The sequence below is a fragment of the Ignavibacteriales bacterium genome, assembly GCA_026390775.1.
GTDB lineage: Bacteria > Bacteroidota > Ignavibacteria > Ignavibacteriales > Melioribacteraceae > Fen-1258.
The window spans coordinates 506,515-526,250 of the sequence record JAPLFF010000007.1; the positions used below are offsets into that span (position 1 = coordinate 506,515).

Here is a 19,736-nt window from a genome sequence, read left to right on the forward strand (position 1 = left end):
CCTATGAACTGAATATTTTTGATCAGACATTAATGTCTTTTATCTGGTATTTTAATTTGATTGCTCAATTTTCAATAAAATTTTGCAGAATCCAAAGTGTTTTCCGTTGCTCTCATTAACTTACCAAAAATACTATTTGCAATAATAATTAAGTATAAGTTTTGTTAGTTAAAGAGTAATTCATTTATAGAATATTTTTATGAAAAATCTTATTACACTTCTCTTTCTAACTTTGATTCTACTAACTTCTGTTTTTGCACAGAGTAAAGATGATCAAGTTTGTCTTGATTGCCATGGAGATAAAACACTAACTACAACTCGCAATGGAAAACAAGTTTCTCTTTTTGTTAATGGCAAATCTTTTGCTGGTTCTATACACGAAGAAATTAGTTGCACCGGCTGCCACTCCGATGTAGATTCTAATAATCTTCCTCATTCCGAAAAATTGAGTAAAGTTAATTGTGCAACTTGCCATGAAACTCCGGTTGCACATTACGAAAGAAGTCTTCACGCAGAAGCATTAAAAAAAGGTTTAACATTAGCGCCTACTTGTGTTTCTTGCCATAGCAAACATGAAATACTCACTTCTAAAAATGTGAATTCCAAAACATATGTGATGAATATTCCGGCACTTTGTGGACAATGTCATAAAGAGGGAACACAAGTGTCATCCTTAGTTAATCCAGAAGAAAGAAAAGTTTTAAGCGATTATTCAGAATCAATTCATGGTGAAGGATTATTTAAGAGAGGGTTAATTGTAACAGCAGTTTGCACTAGTTGTCATACATCTCACGATATTCTTCCGCACACAAATCCCTTATCAACTATTAACCGAAACAACATTGCAAAAACATGTACACAATGCCACAGACAAATAGAACAAGTTCATACAAAAGTTATACGCGGTTCTCTTTGGGAAAAACAACCGAATAAAATTCCCGTTTGTATTGATTGCCACGCCCCGCACAAAGTTCGCAAAGTTTTTTATGATGATAGTTTTCCTGATGATAAGTGCATGAAATGTCACGGACAAAAAGAATTAACTAAAATTGTAGATGGTAAATCTGTTTCGCTTTATGTTAATTATGATCAATTTAAAAGTTCTGCACATACTAATAATTCTTGCATCAAATGTCATACAAACATTAGTAATTCAAAAAATCCAGTCTGCTTGAATAGCGGGAAAGTGGATTGCTCTATCTGTCACACTGCACAAGTTGATGATTACAATATTAGTTTACATGGACAAAAACATTTTCAAGGAGATAAAACCGCTCCGTACTGTGTGGATTGCCATACAAGCCATAATGCACAATCTAAGAAAAGTACGACATCTCCAACATTTGCACGGAATGTTCCTGAACTGTGCGGTAAATGTCATCGTGAAGGAAAAAATATTGCTACAGCTTTGGATGAAAGTAAATTAGGAATTGTTGCAAACTATAGAGAAAGTATTCACGGTAAAGGTTTACTTCAAAGCGGATTGCTTGTCACGGCAACCTGTGTTAATTGTCATTCTAGTCACAGGGAATTACCTAAGAAAGATCCGCGTTCTACAGTAAATCCAAACAACATTGCTACTACCTGTGCTCAATGCCATCTTGGTGTTTATGAAGAATTTAAGAGCAGCATTCACAGTCCAGATGTTACAAAGACAGATCAAAAACTTCCGGTTTGTAATGACTGTCACCGTTCACATGAGATCAATAGAGTTGATCTAAGCGATTTCAGAACTCAAATAATAAGTCAATGCGGAAAGTGCCACGAGAAAGTTTCGGAAACATATTTTGATACTTTCCACGGTAAAGTTTCCAAACTTGGTTCAATCCGTGCTGCTCGTTGTTATGATTGCCACGGTGCACATAATATTCTTCCGGCAAGCAATCCTAAATCAAAATTAAGCAGGCATAATATAATTGAGACCTGTCAAAAATGTCATCCAAACTCAAATAGAAAATTTGTTGGATATTTAACTCACGCTACTCATCATAACCGTGATAAATATCCTTATCTGTTTTATACTTTCTGGGCAATGGTTTTTCTTTTAGTTGGAACATTTTCTTTCTTTGGTATTCATACTATAATGTGGTTTACTAAATCATTAAGGGAAAAGAAGAGACATAAGATCGAAAAGAAAAAAGTTATTGAAAATTCTCAACCTATTGAGGAAGACTACGAAAGACATGATTAGATTTTAAAATTGTTAAATTAATTATTAAACATAAAACAGAAAGAAAGTAGATATATGATTGAACCATTGAACACAAATAAAAAATATTACGAACGATTTGATGCATACTCAAGATTTCTACACATACTTGTGATCACCAGTTTTATCTCTCTTGCATTGACAGGAATGATTATAAAATTTTCCGGAATCGGAATCTTTCAAACAATTTCCAAAATGATGGGTGGTTATGCTGTAACCGGATTTATCCACAGAGTTGCAGCAGTAGTAACTTTTATTTATTTCTTTCTACACATCGGATATCTCTTCCGCAAAAAAAAGAAAAAAGGAATTTCATACGCTTCCTTTCTTATAGGAGAAAATTCTTTAGTCCCAAATAAAAATGACTTTAAAGAATTAATTGCTACGATGAAATGGTTTGTTGGAAAAGGTCCGCGTCCGCAGTACGGGAGATGGACTTATTGGGAAAAGTTTGACTATTGGGCTGTGTTCTGGGGTGTTGCTATTATTGGTTCAAGCGGATTGATATTATGGTTCCCAGAATTTTTTACAAATCTTGGTCTTCCCGGAACTTTTATAAATATTGCAACAATAATTCACAGCGATGAAGCTCTGCTTGCTGTTGGATTTATATTCACATACCATTTTTTCAATACTCATTTTAGACCGGATAAATTTCCGATGGATACGGTTATCTTTACCGGGAAAGTAAGTCTTGATGAATTGCAAGAAGATCGTCCGCGTGAATATGAAACTATAATGCATGATCCTGAATTGCAGAAAAAGTTAGGCGGTCCGCCGCCGGTATTTTTAAGCAGAGCCGCAAGGATATTCGGTTTTACTGCTTTAACAACAGGAATAATTCTAGTTCTACTGATTATTTATTCTATGATTTTCTTGTATCAATAAAATTCTATTTACGGAGTTGTAATGTTTTCTTTTCCCAAAAAATTAATTGTGATCGGTTTTTCTTTTTCCTTAATTCTTTTTTTTAATCAAACAATGGGTGCTCAAGATTTCAAATGCGCCGATTGCCATGAAAATGTAATTCAAAAATCAGTTCATAATGATGTTATTAGCTGCCAGGATTGTCATCAGAATATTAAAGATGAAAGTCATGTTGAGAAAAAAAAATATCAAAAAGTTAAATGTGAAACTTGTCACGAAGAATATTCAGATTTAGTAAAAAGCGATATACATCATCGCTTAAAAGGAAAAGTAAAAAATCCTCCCGATTGTAAAAAATGTCATGGCACTCACGAAGTTCAAACTCCACCAAAAGAAAATAAGTTAAAAGTAAAAGAATATTGTTCTAAGTGTCATACAAGTTTAGTGCTTGCCAATCCTTATCACTCAAAATCTGTTGAAGGAAATAAATGTATTAGCTGTCATAAACAAAACGGTTACATCAAACTAACTCAATCTGTTCATAAAAATTTAGAATGCGCGGATTGCCATAATTATATTTCGAATAATCTTGGTAATCATCCAAAGAATGTAGGCGCTACTCAAAAAGCTGATTGTTACTTGTGCCATTCTGCAATTGCGAAAGAACATAGAGAAAGCATTCACGGAATTTCGTTAAATGAAGGAATTGATGAAGCCGCAATGTGCTGGAATTGTCATGGCTCGCATGATATTCAGAAAGTTAAAGATCCTAAAAGTTTAGTGTACCCAAAAAATCTTGGTGCTACTTGCGGCATCTGTCATGATAATCCAAAACTTGTTGAAAAATTTTCTTTCAGTATAAAAAATCCTGGACTTCTCTTCTCACAATCAGTTCACGGAATGTTGGTCGCAAAAGGAAGATTGGATGCTGCTAATTGCAGTATTTGTCATGGTGTTCATGATATTAAAAACAAAGTGCAACCGGGTTCAAAGATTTCATCATTTAATGTCCCGCAGACTTGCGGTCAATGCCATGCAGAAATTGCCTTTGAATATGAACAGTCTATTCATTGGATCAGAGCAAAAAAAGGAGTCCGCGAAGCTCCGGTTTGTAATGACTGCCATAACGAACACAGTATACATGCTGTTAATACTGTAGATAAAAAGTTAGAAGCAAAAAAACTTCAGCAAAAAACCTGTATGATCTGTCACGAAGATCCCCGCATCGTCGAAAGATTCGGCGGGTCAGGCGGACAAGCAAAACAATATGAGGACAGCTATCATGGTTTAGCAGTGATGCGTGGTGATAAAGACGCAGCTATGTGTGTAGATTGCCACAGTGTCCATAAAATTTTGCCAAAGAATAATCCAGAATCAACAGTTAATGTTGCAAACATAACTGCCACATGTAAAAAATGTCATTCGAATGCAACCGAAACATTTTCAAAAAGTTATTCTCACAAAACATTAGATAAAACTGCTTCCAAAGTTGAAGATGTAGTTTCAACAATTTATTTCTGGCTTATCGTTTCTGTTATCGGCGGAATGATTCTTCACAACTTAATGATCTTCATTTTTGAAGTAAGAAAAAAACGCAAACATTTAAAAAATGAAATAACTATTCCGAGATTTACAAAGAATGAAGTTGTTCAACATTATATATTATTGATTTCATTTATTACTCTTTCTGTTACAGGCTTCGCTTTGAAGTATCATGAAAGTTGGTGGGCTGATTTGTTAAGGACATTTGGATTGAATGAAACTGTCCGCCAATATACACATCGTACTGCAGCAGTAGTAATGATTGTAGCGGGAGTTTATCATCTCTTTTATTTGTTCTTCACACCACGCGGTCGAGATATTTTAATAACCCTACTTCCACGTATGAGTGATTTAACTGAAGCAAGAGACAACATTCTTTATTACCTCAAACTAAAGAAAGAGCGTCCCAAATTTGATGCTTATGATTACACAGAAAAAGCTGAGTACTGGGCACTTATTTGGGGTACAATTGTTATGGGTGCAACAGGATTCATACTTTGGTTCCCCACTATTGTTGGAGATTGGGCTCCTGTATGGTTAATAAAAGTTAGTGAGTTAATACACTTTTACGAGGCGATCCTAGCAACATTAGCAATTGTAGTATGGCATTGGTTCTTTGTAATCTTCCATCCGCATGAATATCCCATGAGTGTTACTTGGATCGATGGAAAAATGTCTCTTCACACTTACCGACATCATCATGAACGACACTTTAGAAGAGTTCTTCTTGAGTGGAAAGAATTCAAAAGCGGAAAACGTGATCTTAAAAAAGTAAGTAATACTACAAATCTTTTCATCTCTGCTTTTGAAAAGAAAGGCCTAATACCCGATACAATACTTCAGCACGAAATAGATAACGATCCTGAACTTAGGGTCTGGTTGGAAGAAAAACTTCAACCCAAAGAGAAAAAAGTTGAAGAAAAGAAGTAATTTTTGCAAACATTGAAAGTTGCCAATTAACTCAAATTGGGCTATATTCAAATAGGATTTTAATGTTCTTTTATTTAATAATGATCAAACTAACTCCAAATCAACAATAATAATTGAAGGAGAGATTAAAATGTTACACAAAAAAGCTGTTCTTTTCTGTTTCATCTTGGCTGCATACTTGGTTCTTCCAATAAGCACATCACAAGCACAACCTTACGGTTATGAAGGTGCTCAAGTTTGCGGTATGTGTCATAAAACTGAAAAACAAGGCCAACAATTAAAAATTTGGTCTGAAAGTAAGCATGCACAAGCTTATAAGGCACTTCTAAGCGATAAATCAAATGAAATCGCTATGAAAAAATACAACAAGAAAGCTGTTGATGCACCGGAATGTTTGAAATGCCATGTCTCCGGTTATAATGTTGATAAAGCTTTAATCGGTGCAAAGTTCAAAGTTGAAGACGGAGTTCAATGCGAAACATGCCATGGACCTGGTTCAGGTTATAAAACGATGGCTGTTATGAAGAAGAAAGATGATGCAAAGAAAAAAGGTTTAATGATTCATGATGATGGCGCAAAATTCTGCAAGACCTGCCACAATTCCGAAAGTCCTTTTTTCAAAGATTTTAAGTATGATAAAATGTGGGAAAAAATTGCTCATTCAATTCCGAAAGGATAATACATATCTACAGGGCGAAAAATGAAAAAAATATTTTTTTTAATTTTTGTATGTCTACCGTTATTGATTCCCGCCCAGAATCTTAACGGTAGATTTTCTTCTTCCTTCTACACATTTGAAAGATTTGACACCACAAAAACTTCCGATACTTTTCTAAGAACATTTCAAGCACTTACACTTAATCTTAATTATAAAGATTTCTCAATTAGAACTCGAACGAACTTCGAAACTAATATTGGAAAAGGATTAGATAATGATCCGAGATTGAGATTTTACAATCTATACCTTGAAGCTCGTAATATTCTTGAAATGTTCACTCTGAAATTTGGCAGACAACCATTGTTTACTCCTGTTGCCGGTGGATTGTTTGACGGTGTTAATATAAAATTTAAATACGCTAATGCATCGTTAAGCGGTTTTTACGGTGGAAATGTTCCTGCGTATCAGAAGTTAGAACTTACTAATGATTTAAAGAATGATTATGTCTTGGGCGGCAAATTCGACATATATTTTCTAGATCATTTTACTTTTGGTTTAAACTACATTGATAAGAATTTTAAAGCGGCAGATTATAATACTCTAAGATTAAATTCAGATTACAATCTTGTTAATGTTCTTATTGAGCAAAAATCTAATCAGTATAAATTCTTATCTGCTGATGCTTCATACAATTTAAACGGCTTATTGAATATTGACACTCGTTATCAATATGATGTTAATTTTATGACTACATCAAAATTTGAAATTAGCGGCCGGGTTCAGGCTACAGATCAATTAGGTATTGATGTTTATTATAATTTTCGCGAACCAAAAATCAGATACAATTCTATTTTTTCTGTTTTCAATTACGGCAATTCACAAGAAATTGAAGGTGGAGTTGATTACAAGATTTCCGAATCATTTTCTCTCTTTGGAAAATTCGGAAATGTTACTTATGAAGATGAAAATTCTCAACGTTTAACAATCGGCACTAACACAAAGTTTGGAAGTTTCAGTTATAGAAAAACACTTGGATACGCTGGTGAACTCGATGCAATTTCTGCTTACACAGCATACTCTTTTGCTGATGGATTTTTTACTCCGTCAGTTGGAATTGCATATACTTCTTACAAATTATCAAAAGATGCTGAGACAAATAACATACTTTCTTTTTTAGGCGGATTTAATTTAAGACCTTGGACAAATTATTCATTCGATCTTCAAGGACAATATTTTAACAACAAGATTTACAAGAATGATTTTAGAATTATGTTCAAAGTAAATCATTGGTTTAATACTAATTTCTAACAGATTATGAAGATAAAATATTTTTACGCTGCCCTAGCACTTTTAATAATTTCTTTTTTAACCATTGCGGCGATCAATTCCAGTGGTGGTGATGAACCCGTAAAGACAAATAAAGACGTAATAAAATTTTCGCATAGTTTTCATAAAGATATTGCAGATTGCGCAACATGCCATACCAATGTAGGCGAAAGTACATCACTAAATACACGTCTGCTTCCGGAAAAATCTGCATGTGCAACTTGCCACGATGTTAACGATGATAAAAATTGTGGTCAATGTCATTACGGCGAAAAGTATGAACCGCTGATTCAGAAAAAAGCAGAGATGATCTTCAATCACCAAGCTCATTTAACTAATGAAAAATTAGCTTGCGAAAACTGCCACAAAGGATTATCTGATGTTGCTTATAGTTTTGAATCGGCGAATTATAAACCATCAATGGAGATTTGTACTGACTGCCATAATGGACGAACTGTTGCTATCAATGATTGCGAATCTTGTCACATATCAACTGCCAATCTGATTCCAACTGATCATAAAGAAGTTTCATTTTTACGTTCGCACAAATTCAATGCGTTAAAAGAAAACTCTAAGTGCCAAATGTGTCATGATAATTCATTTTGCGAATCATGCCACGCTTCAACAACAATGATAACTGAGAATAATTCATCACGAAATTTTGTTACACCTTATTCACCGCATAAATTTATTGACAACACCAAACAGCAAAATATTACCCGCGTTCACGATCTTAATTATCGCTACACACATGGAATAGATTTAAAAGGTAAATCAGCCGAATGTCAGACTTGCCATCAAACAGAAACTTTTTGTGCTACATGTCATGAATCGAAAGGCGGAGATTTTGCTTTAGAAGGTACTGTACCTGTATCTCACAAAATGCCGAACTTTGTGACAATTGGAGTGGGAACCGGCGGCGGTCAGCATGCTTTATTAGCAAGAAGAGATATTGAAAGTTGCGCTGCTTGTCATGATCTACAAGGTGCTGATGCAAATTGCATTCTTTGTCACACAGATAATGACGGTGTTAAAGGGACAAATCCAAAAACTCATGCTATTAACTTTATGAGCTCAGAAGAAGGAGATTGGCATAACGACCGCGGCTCGGTCTGTTATTCTTGTCATACTGATGCTAATGCTCACCCCGGCGGTGTTAGAGGAGTTGGATTCTGTGGTTATTGTCATCGTTAATTAATTTAACCTCTGGGAAAGAATATGAGATATTCAAAATTTTATTTAATCTTAATTGCTACAATCGGATTGATATTCTATTCATGCAGCGATATAAAAAATGATCTTACTGCCCCATCAAAAATTTCTGTTCATGATGTAAACGTCCTAAACCCAGTTTCATTGAACTTTCACGGTGCAACTGTTAAGGAAAAAGGATTAGAAAGCTGTAAACAATGTCATGCAGCAAAATTCGATGGTGGTACAGCTAAGAAGAGTTGTGCTACAACCAATTGTCATCCAAATATAGCTGTTCATCAGGACGGAATTAACAATCCAACTTCAACTAACTATCATGGAAAATATATTGCTGATAAAAAAATTCTTATGAGCGATTGTAATCAATGCCATGGCGATAATTATGCCGGCGGAACTGCAAGCCCGGCTTGTACAAATTGCCACACAAAAATTGCTGCTCATAAAAATGGAATTAGTGATCCTGCTTCTTCAAATTTTCATGGAAAATTTATTGCTTCCTTAAATTGGGATATGAGTAAATGTACTGAGTGTCACGGAAATAATTATGCAGGCGGCATTGCTAGTCCTTCATGCAATACGTGTCATACAAATCTCGGCGGTCCCGAAGCTTGTAATACGTGCCATGGTGATTTTAATAATCCTAATTTAATCGCACCGCCAGTTGATAGAAATAGAAAAACAGACGTAACGCTTGCAAGTGTTGGTGCTCATTCTTCTCACTTAATTAACTCAAAGATCGGTACTGTTAAATGTTCTGATTGTCATGTTGTTCCAACTGCATTAAATTCACCAGGACATATTGATGCGACTTCAAAAGCAGAAGTAATTTTAACAGCCAAGTATTCCGATTATCAAGTTAGTACCGGAATATATGATCCTAACACAAACAAATGTTCTAATACATATTGTCATGGAAATTTTTCGTTTTCTAAAGCAACTTCACAATGGGCATTTGCTTATACAGCAGATAATATGGAAGGAGAAAACTTCCAACCGACCTGGAATAAAGTTGATGGAACTCAAGCTGCTTGCGGTACCTGCCATGGCTTACCGCCACGAGGACATATGGATGCTGATCTAAAGGGCTGCGGCACTTGCCATACAGGTGTTGTTGATGATCATGGAAGAATAATTGATAAGACAAAACACATGAACGGAAAAATTGACGTATTCGGAAATTAACTTTATAAATCTTAAGCCCCGCTTCTCGACTACGTTCGGGTTGCGGGGCTTTTTTATTTTTACCATATCCCGCAATTAAAAAAAATCACAGTCTTCCAAAAATGATAATTGTTACTACGGATTTTGAAATGAAATAATTTTTATCACAATTAACTTTGAATTATCGAAATTAATGTCCTTTACCACAGAAAATCAGTTAATAATTTCATAAATTTCGCCCTCAAAATATTAGCTATGGCACAATATTCGTAGTAGTTTCGAACAATTAGAATAGATAATAATGCTACAACCGATTGACTTTTTAAACATACTATTACCAATTCTCTACGCATTAGTTTTTGCAGCATATACCTATGATTTTTTTACAGAGAAAAAATTTGTAAGTAATTCGAAAAGAATTATTCTTTTTGTTACGCTAATCCTTCACGCGCTTTATTTAATCTCGCGCACAATTGAATTTGATCATCCGCCAATAACAAGTAAGTTTGAAATATTCTCTATCATAGCATTCTCGATCGGATTTTCATATTTCATTCTTGAATTGTTAACCGACATCAGAGGAACCGGAGCTTTCATAATATTATTTTCACTCGTATTCCAAATAGCATCTTCACTTTTTATCGAACATAATTTTGTTGTTCCGGAGGTTCTTAGAAACCGTCTTCTCGGACTTCATGTTATTAATGCGCTATTGGGATATTCCGGGATAACAATTTCGGCAGTTTATGGATTATTATTTATTCTATTATACAAAAATTTAAAAGCAAACAAGTTTGGTCTGATTTTTAATAGGCTTCCGAGTTTAGAAATATTAGAAAAACTCAGTTATTATTCTGCTGTAATCGGTTTTATTCTTCTTACGATTGCAATTATTATTGGAATAATTTGGTTACCTAACGCATTTCCTAGTTTTAGTTACTTTGATCCAAAATTGATTGGAACATTTTTTGTGTGGATAGTATACGGAATAGGAATATTAAGAAAACTTTTCGGAAACTTTTATGGTAAGAAGGTTATACTTTTTTCGTTAATTGGATTTGTTGTTGCAATAATGTCTTTGATTATAACAAACACATTAGGAAAAACGTTTCACTCGTTTTATTGAAAGCTTAAAATGAATTTAGTCGGTATATCAATAAATCATAAGACTTCCCCTTTAGAACTTCGAGAAGCGCTTCATTTTAATCACAACGAAATTATTGCGTTCATTCCGCGATTAAAAAATTCATTATTCTCCGAAGGTGTTGTTATTTCAACTTGCAACCGAACTGAAATCTTTGGTTTTCCTAAAGATTATGAAATTAATCTCTCGCCTGTTATCAATGAATTAATTCAATTCAAGATGGTTAAAGGAATTCAGCAAGAACATTTTTTAAAATTTTTTTCTTGCGGTGCTGTAAGACATCTATTTTCTGTTGCTTCAGGAATTGATTCAATGATTATCGGTGACAGCCAAATATTAGGGCAAGTAAAAGAAGCATTTGAAATTTCTGAAGATTTAGATTTTGCGGGCACATCACTTAGAAAGATATTCGATAGCGCAATCAAAACGGGCAAACGTGCAATTAAAGAAACTAAAATCGGCGAAGGTGCCGTAACCGTCAGTTATGCTGCAGTTCAAGTAGTGGAAAAGATCTTTTCGAACTTAGATAAAAAATCTGCACTTGTAATCGGTGCCGGAGAAACCGGTGAGCTTGCAGCGGTGCATCTTAGAGATAAAAATATTGGTAAGTTAGTTATTTCAAATAGAACTATTGAAAGAGCAGAAAAATTAGCCGAGAAAGTTCACGGTGAAATCATCCCATTCCAGTTTCTTAAAGAGCGGCTCCACAACTTTGATATTATCATTAGTGCAACAAGTTCTGATAATTTTATTATTTCATATGAGGATATTAAATCAGCCATAAAAAAAAGAAAAAAATCTCCCGTTGTTTTGATGGATATTGCAGTACCGAGAGATATTGATCCGGATGTAAAAAAAATCGAAAATGTTTTTTACCATGATATGGATTCACTGAAGATCATAGTTGATCAGAACTTACAGAAACGAAAAGAGCAAGTTCCTTTAGTACGTAAAATAATTATGGAAGAGATGATCGGATTTTTCGGCTGGTTTAACACGCTTGGTGTTGTTCCTACTATAAAAGCGATGCGGTCATTTTTCGAAGAAATCCGAAATGATGAATTGGAAAAAATAAAAAACAAAGTAAGTAAAGAGGATTTTATTAAGATTGAAGATATGTCTAGAAGAATGATGGGACGAATTTTGCATAACCCAACTGTAAAATTACGGGAGTTTGCAGAGACCGGTGCTAATATTAAAGAAGTTACTGCACATACAATGATTCTTAAAGAACTTTTCAATCTCGGTGAAGTTCCGTCAAACGGAAAAGAAATTAATGAAGAAGAGAATAAAGCGGATAGTATCAATGAAAAAGAATAAACTGATTATTGGTTCGAGAGGAAGTGATCTTGCACTTTGGCAGGCGAAGTTTATTAAAAAAGAACTTGAACGAAAAAATAAGAACCTTTATGTCGAAATAAAGATCATCAACACAAAAGGTGATAAAATTCTTGATGTTGCTTTATCCAAGATCGGTGATAAAGGTTTATTCACTAAAGAACTTGAGAATGAATTACTTAAAGGGTCGATTGATATTGCAGTACACAGCTTAAAAGATCTTCCCACAATTTTGCCTGAAGATTTAAAACTTGCCGCTGTTACAAAACGTCATTCTGTTGAAGATGTTTTGATCGCACGGAAAAAAGGAACAACAATTAAAAAATTGCCTGAAGGTGCAATTGTTGCTACAGGTTCATTAAGAAGAAGTTCACAACTTCTTCACATCAGACAGGATATTAAAATCGAAGAACTTCGCGGTAACGTTCCAACAAGAATAAAAAAACTTCTTGAATCAGGTTGGGATGCAATTATACTAGCGCGTGCAGGTGTTGAAAGATTAAAACTAAATAAACATATCTCTTCCATCATTAACACTAAAGATATTTTACCGGCTGTCGGACAAGGTGCGCTGGGGATTGAAATCCGGAGTGATAATAAATTTGCGGAAATGATGCTGAAAAAAATCCATCATGAAAAAACATATATAGCAGTAACTGCAGAACGTTCTCTGCTCAAAGAATTAGAAGGCGGATGCCAAGTTCCCATTGGTGCTTATGCTGAAGTAAAACCTAATGGTTTATACCTCGATGCTGTTGTTGCATCAATTGATGGTTCTATTACTTATAGAAAAAAAATCCGCGGTGCAAAAACCAATCCGGAAAAGCTTGGTAAAAAGTTAGCCGATGATCTGCTCAAAGCCGGTGCTGATGTAATATTAAATAATATTTTTAATAGGTCGCGTGTAAAGTGAAATCACTTAAAAACAAGACAATCCTTGTTACTAAGAAAAAAGCAACCGTTGAAAAATATTTTTATCAGTTAAAAGATGAAGGTGCGAATATTATTTATTTCCCCACAATCAAGGTTATTCCTAAATACGATTCTTCCGAGTTAACAGATGCAATAAATCGCTTTGCAGAATATGATTATTTGATTTTTACTTCTTCAAACGCAGTAAAAGTATTGGCAGAAATTATCAAAAGTAGTTCACTCGATTTAACAAATATTAAAATAGCTGCGGTTGGAGAAAAAACTTCTGAAGAATGTTCTACGAATGGAATTAATGTAGATATCTTACCGGATGAATTCAGTTCTAAAGGACTGATAAAAACTTTCTCCAAATTCGATCTTAACGGAAAAAAAATATTTATTCCTTGTTCGTCACTTTCTAATGAAGATTTAAAATTTGGGTTAATGGAGTTAGGAGCTGAAGTTGACTTAGTTAATGTGTATGGTGTTGTTCCGAATGATCTTTCTGAGTTAACAAAAGAATATGAAGAAATTATAAGTCGGCAACCTGATATATATATATTTACAAGCCCTTCATCGTTTAATAATTTTATTAGATTAATGAACATTACAAACGTCGCCGATTATTTTAAAAATAATATTATTTGTTCGATCGGTTTTACAACAGAAAGCGCAATTAAGAGTTTCGGACTTACAGTTCATATTGTTCCAAAAATGTTTTCCCTACAAGGAATTTCTGAAGCGATATTAAAATATTTCAAACTTACGGTTAATATGGTTTAACGGAGGATTTTTTGACTAAGCTTAAAAATGATTTATTTCTAAGAGCATGTAAAAGAAAAAAAGTTGAGCGCACACCGATTTGGATTATGCGTCAAGCGGGAAGATATTTACCCGAGTATCGGGCCGTACGCAAAAAAGTTGACTTTATAACAATGTGCAAAACACCGGAACTTGCCGCTGAAATAACAATTCAACCTGTTGATATTATTGGCGTTGATGCAGCAATAATTTTTTCGGATATACTTGTAATTCCCGAAGCAATGGGAATGAAATTAGAAATGATCGAAAGTAAAGGACCAAAACTTTATAATCCGATCAGAAGCATTAGTGATATTAATCGTTTAAGAAAAATTGATCCTTCAAAAGATCTAAAATATATTCTTGATGCAGTCTCGCTAGCAAAAAAAGAATTGAATGGACGCGTTCCTTTAATAGGATTTGCCGGCTCACCTTGGACTTTAATGACATACATGGTTGAAGGAGGCGGTTCAAAAAGTTTTTCTGAAATTAAAAAATTTATTTACAACGATCCAAAATCAACTCACATTTTGCTTGATAAAATTGCAGATGCTGTTGCCGAATACCTTTCCGCCAAGATTGAAGCCGGCGCTGATGCCGTTCAGATCTTTGATACTTGGGGTGGATTGCTTTCTCCTGCTGACTTTGAAGAGTTTTCGTTAAGATATATTGAAAAAATTATTTCACAGGTAAAACGTAAAGATGAGCCTGTGATTGTGTTTGCAAAAGGAGTTCATTACAAATTAAATAAGCTGGCAAATTGCGGTGCGGATGTAATCGGTCTTGATTGGACTATGGAACTTGGAAAAGTTAGAAGTAAGATTGGCAACAAAGTTGCTTTGCAAGGTAATCTTGATCCGACAATATTATATGGTGATAAAGAGAAGATCAGAAATGAAGCAGTGAAAGTTTTGAAATCGTTTGGTAAAAATAACGGTCATATTTTCAATCTTGGTCACGGCATTTTGCCGAATGTAAAATCGGAGAACGCAAAATTTTTAGTTGATGTTGTAAAAGAAGAGAGTAAAAAATTTCATTAAACTTTCGAAGTGATTCTTTCCTTTATAAGGATTTAAAATGTTTAACATAGATCTTCAATTAATTAAAAAATACGATCGCCCCGGACCGCGATACACAAGTTATCCAACCGCTCCGCATTTCAATTCATCATTTACGAATGAAAAATATCTCGATGAAATAATCCGCACAAACAACGAAGTTAATCCTCCCGATCTTTCTCTTTATTACCATCTTCCATTTTGTGATACGCTTTGTTATTTCTGCGGATGCAACATGATTATCACACGAAATCGTGATCGCATTCAAGAATATATAAAGTATTTAAAAAATGAAATTGATCTGTTAAGAACATTTATTAAAACCGATCGCAAAGTTGTTCAGCTTCATTGGGGCGGCGGAACACCAACTCATCTTAATCCGGATGAAATTATTGATCTTGTTTTATTCATAAATAAAAGTTTTGAAATTTGTTCTAATGCGGAAGAAGGATGCGAGATTGACCCGCGCGGATTAACTAAGGAACATCTTGAAGCGTTACGAAGTGGCGGATTCAACCGTATCAGCATGGGTGTTCAGGATTTTAATGATAAAGTTCAGAAAGCTGTCAACAGACTTCAACCGGAAGAAATGACAAGACAAGTAGTTTCATGGGTAAGAGAACTTGGTTTTAAAAGTATCAATCTTGATTTGATGTACGGACTTCCGTTTCAATCACTTGAGACATTTGAGAAAACTCTAGATGCGACGATAAATATTTCCCCCGACCGGATAGCTGTATTTAATTATGCCCATGTTCCGTGGATGAAAAAACATATGGCTCTGATCAAACCGGAAGATTTGCCAACGCCGGAAGAAAAACTTCAAATTCTAAAAATGACGATCGAAAAACTTACAAGCGCAGGATATGTATTTATAGGCATGGATCATTTTGCCCAACCGGACGATGAACTTGCTGTTGCTCAAAGAAATAAAAAATTGTACCGCAACTTTCAAGGTTATAGTACACATGCGGGAACTGATTTGTACGGAATGGGTATCACAAGTATTAGTCAAATAGGAAAATTATACTCACAGAACTTGAAGAAAGAGCGGGAATATTTTGATGCTTTAAATAATGAAACACTACCGATAGAACGCGGTGTTTATTTAACAGAAGATGATATTCTTCGCCGTCATGTTATTACAAAAGTTATGTGTGATTTTGAACTTGACTTCAAATCTGTAGATAAACAGTTCAATATTGAATTTGAAAAATATTTCAGTTTTGCGCTTGATGGAATGCAAGAGTTTATTGATGACGGACTTGTAAAGATTAAGAATAGAAAATTAGTAGTCACACAAATGGGACGGCTGCTCATTCGAAATATTGCTATGAACTTTGACAGATATCTAGAACGAAAAGAAGATAATGCCAAATATTCAAGAACGGTTTAATTTCCTAAAAAATAAATTTTATGCTGCTTGATGATATTACTATAAAGCCGATCGGAAAAATACATTCTAAACTTTCCCATCGATACGAAACTCCAAGACAAGGAGTTTTAGCCGGCAAAGAAATTTCCGTAATTGAATTGATTCCAAAAAATAATTTTCAACAGGCATTAAAATTCTTAGATGGATTTGAGAGGATTTGGGTTTTATATCAATTTCATTTAAACAATAATTGGAAACCGTTGGTTAACCCTCCAAGACATATAAGAAAGAAAGTTGGAGTTTTTGCAACAAGAGCTCCGTATAGACCAAATCATATTGGAATGAGTTGTGTTAAATTAGAAAAGATTGAAGGACTAAAAATTTTTATTTCCGGATCAGATATTCTTGATGGTTCTCCTGTTATAGATATTAAACCCTACCTTCCTTATTCGGATTCATTTCCTGATGCCGAAACCGGTTGGGTTGTAAATGATATTGAAAATATTTACAAAGTCGAATTCAAAACAAAAGCAAAGAAACAGTGCGTCTGGTTAAATGAAAATGCTGAAATAAATTTAGAAAGTTTTACAAGACTTCAGCTTGAGTTCAATCCGACTGATGCAACGAGAAAAAGAATTTCTATACTTAATACTAATGATGACACCCGATTTGTGTTAGCTTACAGAACTTGGAGAATCAATTATAAAGTTGATAAGAAAAAGGTAATTGTTTTAAGTATTAGCTCCGGTTACTCAAATGTTGAAATGAAAAATATTTTAAATGATAAGTACGGAGATAAAGAAATTCACAAAATGTTTGCGAAGAATTTTAGAGATAGGAAAAATTAGTGCGAAAATTTGCCGTAGTATTATTTAATCTTGGAGGCCCGGATTCAATTAAAGCAATTGAACCGTTCTTATATAATCTTTTTTGCGATCCGGATATTTTTAATTTGCCGTTCGGACAAAAGTTGTTTGCAAAATTTATTTCGAGCCGGAGAGCTCCTAAAGTTGCCAAAGAATACAAACTGATCGGCGGCAAATCGCCAATAAATGAGTGGACAGAAAAACAGAGAGCAATGCTCGAAGTTAGCCTTCGGAATAATTATGAATCAATTGATGTTTACACTGCCATGCGTTACTGGAATCCGCTGACAAAAGAAGTTGTAGCTAATATAGAAAGCAAAAATTATGATAAGATAATTTTGCTTCCTCTTTATCCGCATTATTCGATCACCACTACCGGTTCTTCATTTAATGAGTGGAACCGCCATTACAAAGGCGATAGAACAAAGTTAATTTTTGTAAATGATTATTATATTAATCCAAAATACATTGAAGCAATTAATCAGCGAATTGATGAAACTATTTTACATTTTCCAGAGAGAGTGAGAAACGATATCCAAATAGTTTTTAGTGCGCATGGTACACCAATAAGTTTGGTAAAAAAAGGGGATTTATATAGTAAACATATTAAACAGACTGTCGAAGCGGTATTGAAACTTAGAAAACATTCCCACGATCATCACTTATGTTTTCAGAGTAAAGTTGGTCCTATGAAATGGCTGGAACCTGCAACTAACAGAATGATAGAAGAACTCGCTTCTCAAAACAAAAAATATTTATTGATCGTACCAATCAGTTTCGTTTCAGATCATGTTGAAACTTTATTCGAACTTGATATTGAATATAGACACGTTGCCGAAAAAGTTGGCATTGAAAATTATATTGTCATGAAAGGATTAAATGACTCACAACTGTTTATCGAAGCATTATCTGACATTGTAAAAACAAAACTCAATGAATAATAAAAAGAAAATTACAATACTCGGTGCCGGGATTTCCGGATTAGCAACAGCATACTGGCTTAACAAAGACGGATTTGATGTTCAGATACTTGAAGCCAATAGCAAACCCGGCGGATCTATGGAAACTTCTTTAGAGAATGGTTTCCTTGTTGACTACGGACCGAACAGCGGATTGGAAACAACACCTTTAATTCGGCAGCTTGTTGATGAAATTGGTTTATCCAATGGAATGGTTTATGCGAATGAATCTTCCAACAAAAGATATATTCTTCGTAATGGTAAATTACATGCGCTTCCCACTTCCCTGCCTGCTTTAATTAAATCAAATTTATTTTCTTTGAGAGGAAAAATTCGATTAGCGTGCGAGCCATTTATCGGAAAATCCAATGACGGTTATTATCAAAGCATTGCAGAGTTTGTCCGCAGAAGACTTGGTCAAGAGTTTCTTGATTATGCAATTGATCCTTTTGTAAGTGGTGTATTTGCCGGCGATCCGAATAAGCTGAGTGTAAAATCTGCTTTCCCAAAATTATACCGTCTGGAAGAAGTTTACGGCGGACTTGTTAAAGGGATGATCAAGGGTGCGCGTGAAAGAAAGAAGCGAGCTGAACAGTCAAAGCAAAATGCAAAAATGTTCTCGTTCATCAATGGTATGCAGTCTTTTCCAATTGCTATTGCTAAAAAACTGGAAGGAAAAATATTATACGGATCGAGAGTAAAGAATGTAGAACGTAGAGTGCAGAGTGTTGAATCTGAAAATGGAAAATGGAAAGTTGCTTTTGAAAAAGACGGAAAGGTTCATGAAATAATTTCTGACTATGTATTATCTACCATTCCGGTTTACGAAGCTTCTAAAATATTTCCTGAATTAGATCATGAATTTAAAAAGCATGCTGATGATATTTATTATCCGCCGGTGATGGTTCTATATTTAGGATTTAAGAAAGAACAAATTAGTCAACCGCTTGATGGCTTTGGTTACTTAATTCCATCTAAAGAAAAGAAAATATTTCTTGGTGCAATTTGGAGTTCAACAATTTTTCCAAACCGTTGTGTAAAAGATAAAGCTGCATTTACTCTATTCGTCGGCGGCGCTCGTTCACCTCATCTATTCGATATGGATAAAGGAGAGCTTACAAATAGAGTGCTCAACGAATTTAAGGAGATTATGAAAATAAGCGGTGACCCGATTTTTGTTAATTCAAAAATTTGGCAAAAGGCTATTCCGCAATACAATCTCGGTTACATTGAACACGAGAATTTTTTTGATAGATTTGAGAATATGAATCCGGGAATATTTCTAAGCGGTAATTACCGAGGCGGAATCTCTGTAGGAGACTGCGTAAAGAATTCGGAAACAGTTTATAAGAAAATAATTGCAAAAATAAATTGAGGT

16 protein-coding genes are annotated in these 19,736 nt (G+C 34.4%); all 16 read left to right on the forward strand.

All coding sequences use genetic code 11. From position 1 onward, the window contains the following. The first annotated feature begins 199 nt into the window (after window positions 1–199). The 16 genes from NTZ27_07485 (at window position 200) to hemG (ending at window position 19,733) form a co-directional block, all read left to right on the forward strand. Complete coding sequence (locus tag NTZ27_07485) at window positions 200–2,191, forward strand: hypothetical protein (protein ID MCX6174573.1); 1,992 nt, start codon at window positions 200–202, stop codon at window positions 2,189–2,191. Window positions 2,192–2,221: 30 nt separating this feature from the next. After that, on the forward strand, window positions 2,222–3,097 hold the full coding sequence (locus NTZ27_07490) for a cytochrome b/b6 domain-containing protein (GenBank protein MCX6174574.1): 876 nt from the start codon (window positions 2,222–2,224) through the stop codon (window positions 3,095–3,097). A gap of 21 nt (window positions 3,098–3,118) precedes the next feature. After that, window positions 3,119–5,548 carry a cytochrome c3 family protein gene (locus NTZ27_07495; protein ID MCX6174575.1) on the forward strand — a complete coding sequence of 810 codons (2,430 nt, stop codon included), beginning with the start codon at window positions 3,119–3,121 and terminating at the stop codon, window positions 5,546–5,548. A gap of 130 nt (window positions 5,549–5,678) precedes the next feature. After that, window positions 5,679–6,227, forward strand: coding sequence for a cytochrome c family protein (locus tag NTZ27_07500; GenBank protein MCX6174576.1), 549 nt, complete (start codon window positions 5,679–5,681; stop codon window positions 6,225–6,227). Window positions 6,228–6,248: 21 nt separating this feature from the next. Further along, window positions 6,249–7,514 carry a hypothetical protein gene (locus NTZ27_07505; GenBank protein MCX6174577.1) on the forward strand — a complete coding sequence of 422 codons (1,266 nt, stop codon included), beginning with the start codon at window positions 6,249–6,251 and terminating at the stop codon, window positions 7,512–7,514. A 6-nt stretch (window positions 7,515–7,520) separates the two neighbouring features. Continuing rightward, a complete protein-coding gene (locus NTZ27_07510; GenBank protein ID MCX6174578.1) occupies window positions 7,521–8,726 on the forward strand; it encodes a cytochrome C in 1,206 nt (401 codons plus the stop codon). Between the two features lie 24 nt (window positions 8,727–8,750). Beyond that, window positions 8,751–9,926 (forward strand): hypothetical protein, encoded by a 1,176-nt coding sequence (locus NTZ27_07515; GenBank protein MCX6174579.1) that lies wholly within the window; start codon window positions 8,751–8,753, stop codon window positions 9,924–9,926. 280 nt (window positions 9,927–10,206) lie between these two features. Beyond that, window positions 10,207–11,031, forward strand: coding sequence for a cytochrome c biogenesis protein CcsA (gene ccsA, locus NTZ27_07520; protein ID MCX6174580.1), 825 nt, complete (start codon window positions 10,207–10,209; stop codon window positions 11,029–11,031). A 9-nt stretch (window positions 11,032–11,040) separates the two neighbouring features. After that, window positions 11,041–12,369 carry a glutamyl-tRNA reductase gene (gene hemA, locus NTZ27_07525; protein MCX6174581.1) on the forward strand — a complete coding sequence of 443 codons (1,329 nt, stop codon included), beginning with the start codon at window positions 11,041–11,043 and terminating at the stop codon, window positions 12,367–12,369. Next, complete coding sequence (gene hemC / locus NTZ27_07530) at window positions 12,356–13,300, forward strand: hydroxymethylbilane synthase (GenBank protein MCX6174582.1); 945 nt, start codon at window positions 12,356–12,358, stop codon at window positions 13,298–13,300. Before hemA ends, hemC begins: the two co-directional genes overlap by 14 nt. Further along, window positions 13,297–14,082, forward strand: coding sequence for a uroporphyrinogen-III synthase (locus NTZ27_07535; GenBank protein MCX6174583.1), 786 nt, complete (start codon window positions 13,297–13,299; stop codon window positions 14,080–14,082). The genes hemC and NTZ27_07535 overlap by 4 nt, the downstream gene beginning before the upstream one ends. 11 nt (window positions 14,083–14,093) lie before the next feature. Next, complete coding sequence (gene hemE / locus NTZ27_07540) at window positions 14,094–15,140, forward strand: uroporphyrinogen decarboxylase (GenBank protein ID MCX6174584.1); 1,047 nt, start codon at window positions 14,094–14,096, stop codon at window positions 15,138–15,140. A gap of 37 nt (window positions 15,141–15,177) precedes the next feature. Further along, a complete protein-coding gene (gene hemN, locus NTZ27_07545; GenBank protein ID MCX6174585.1) occupies window positions 15,178–16,554 on the forward strand; it encodes an oxygen-independent coproporphyrinogen III oxidase in 1,377 nt (458 codons plus the stop codon). Window positions 16,555–16,574: 20 nt separating this feature from the next. Continuing rightward, complete coding sequence (tsaA, locus tag NTZ27_07550) at window positions 16,575–17,381, forward strand: tRNA (N6-threonylcarbamoyladenosine(37)-N6)-methyltransferase TrmO (protein ID MCX6174586.1); 807 nt, start codon at window positions 16,575–16,577, stop codon at window positions 17,379–17,381. After that, a complete protein-coding gene (gene hemH / locus NTZ27_07555; GenBank protein ID MCX6174587.1) occupies window positions 17,381–18,340 on the forward strand; it encodes a ferrochelatase in 960 nt (319 codons plus the stop codon). The genes tsaA and hemH overlap by 1 nt, the downstream gene beginning before the upstream one ends. Beyond that, window positions 18,333–19,733 (forward strand): protoporphyrinogen oxidase, encoded by a 1,401-nt coding sequence (gene hemG / locus NTZ27_07560; GenBank protein MCX6174588.1) that lies wholly within the window; start codon window positions 18,333–18,335, stop codon window positions 19,731–19,733. The genes hemH and hemG overlap by 8 nt, the downstream gene beginning before the upstream one ends. Window positions 19,734–19,736 lie beyond the last annotated feature (3 nt).